Below are 2,042 nucleotides of genomic sequence, written 5' to 3'. Positions count from 1 at the left end.
TCTAGAAGCTCGTCAAGTTTTCCTGTTATTTCTTCTTTGCCAAGTGCGTTTCGTGGATTAGGTTTTAGTTTCTCAGTTGTCTATTTTACTTTGCCGCTTGAAAGCAATAATGTGTTTTAAATTAGGCCGTTGGGTAATCAATTTCCGGCTAAAGTGCAGCCGCTAACAAACGGCTCAAGAGGGATTGCCAACGCGTGGCGGCTTTAGTGCAAAATTGAAATCTAGTGTTTACAGTGTGTTTTTTTGAGTCTGGCGGTGCGTTGTCAACCCCTTAGCCGGGCGTTATATGCAGGTACGTGAAAATGGAAAATTTGAACATTTTTTCTTCTATAAATGAGCGCGATATTGACTTAGTTTTGCTTGAAGAGTTAAACGTATCGGAAAGTTTTTCTAATTGGTTAGTTACTAGAGTCACTGGATTGCCTAGTCATATAAAGCTTGTTGGTGCTTGGCACTCTGTGTCTGACAATGTGCTTGGTGAGTCTGATTTAGTTTTCATTTATGAATCAGAAGATTCATCACATCAAGCTATATTGATAGAAAACAAATTAGATGCTCTGGCTCAGCCAAAGCAAGCCATTCGTTATCACCAGCGTGGAAAGGCGGGAATAGAGCATGGGCATTGGGTAGATTTTGTTACTTGTCTAATAGCACCACAAAAATACTTAGATAAAACGTCAGAAATTTATCATACGCAACTTTCTTACGAAGAAATAATGGCTTACTTTATTTCAGACACTAGTGCGCGTGGTATGTACAAAGCTAAGCTAATGAAAAGTGCTATCGACAAACAACGTCGAGGTTATAAGTCGACAGTTAGCAATGAAATGACACTTTTTGCACGTCTCTATTTAGATTATGTCCAAGAACGTTATCCTGAGTTAAATCCAGAAAGTTCAAAGCCAAGAGCTGCGGGAAATACTTGGATTCGATTTCACCCGAACCCCAAGGACAAATTGACTCAGATTGTGCATCAAATTTACGGGAATACAATTAAGATTATGATGTTCGAGCAAGCTGAAAATTTTGATCTGATTATTCAGCGGTTTACGCCGCTAGTTGATGACAGTGTTTCGATTTATGTTTCAGGCAAGTCGGTTATTTTTGAAGCGAGTGCTCCAGAGATTGACCCTATTAGTCAGAGGTTTAGTGATGTTCTTCCTGAAATCGAAGAGTCAATTAGAATTGCACTTAAGCTAAAGCAAATTTTGATGTCAGCAAGCATATAACAAACAATTTAAGAGGGATTCCCAACGCTTGGCATTTTGGGTTCTACTTCAGGTTAAGTGTTTATGGCGCAATGCTTTAGGTTGGGTGGTAGCGTTGCTCACCCCTTAATTGGGCGTTATGTGTTTTTGAGTTTACAAAAGGAGATTTGTAGTGAGGGTTTATGGAGATATCCAATCTGGAAACTGTTACAAGGTCAAGCTGTTGCTTGCCTTCTTAGGCATTGAACATGAATGGCATCACGTCAATATTTTAAAAGGTGACACAAAAACAGCCGAGTTTTTATCCATTAACCCAAACGGAAAAATACCCGCAGTTGTTTTGGATGATGGTCGTTGTTTGTCAGAGTCGAACGCAATTCTTGGCTATTTTGCAGATGGCACAGCGTTAATTCCTAGTGACCAATATGAAAAGGCTAAAATGTACGAATGGTTGTTCTTTGAACAATACAGTCATGAGCCATTTATCGCCGTGGCTCGTTTTATCCAAAAATATCAAGGTATGCCAGAGTCAAGGTTAGAGGAATATCGTGCCTTACAACCTGGAGGTAATAAAGCCTTATCAATAATGGAAAGTCGCTTAGCTCAAACGGATTATCTTGTTGGTAAGCAACTCACTATCGCTGATATTGCACTGTACGCTTATACGCATGTTGCAGATGAAGGTGGTTTTAACTTATCCGATTACCCCAATATTCAAGCGTGGTGCAAAAGACTCCAAGAGCAAGCAGGCTACGTTGGTATGACGGAAACAAACACATAACAAACGCTTCAAGAGGGACAGCCAACGCGCGGCATTTTTATTGTGCGTTGGTT

2 protein-coding genes are annotated in these 2,042 nt (G+C 40.1%); both read left to right on the top strand.

The window, feature by feature from the left end; translation table 11 throughout:
• Positions 1-302 precede the first annotated feature (302 nt).
• Positions 303-1,229, top strand: a complete 927-nt coding sequence (locus NB504_RS00055; RefSeq protein ID WP_258428051.1) for a PD-(D/E)XK nuclease family protein — start codon at positions 303-305, stop codon at positions 1,227-1,229.
• A gap of 151 nt (positions 1,230-1,380) precedes the next feature.
• Positions 1,381-1,989: a glutathione S-transferase family protein gene (locus tag NB504_RS00050; protein ID WP_258428050.1), complete on the top strand. Its 609-nt coding sequence runs from the start codon at positions 1,381-1,383 to the stop codon at positions 1,987-1,989.
• Positions 1,990-2,042: the final 53 nt, after the last annotated feature.

The organism is Vibrio sp. RM-69-4 (assembly GCF_024743775.1).
In the GTDB taxonomy this organism is placed as follows: Bacteria; Pseudomonadota; Gammaproteobacteria; order Enterobacterales; family Vibrionaceae; genus Vibrio; species Vibrio anguillarum.
This window is presented reverse-complemented; position numbering and strand designations above follow the sequence as displayed.

Excerpts from the sequence above, each read along its gene's own strand:
- NB504_RS00055 (WP_258428051.1), top strand. The coding sequence starts at position 303 with ATGGAAAATTTGAACATTTTTTCTTCTATAAATGAGCGCGATATTGAC.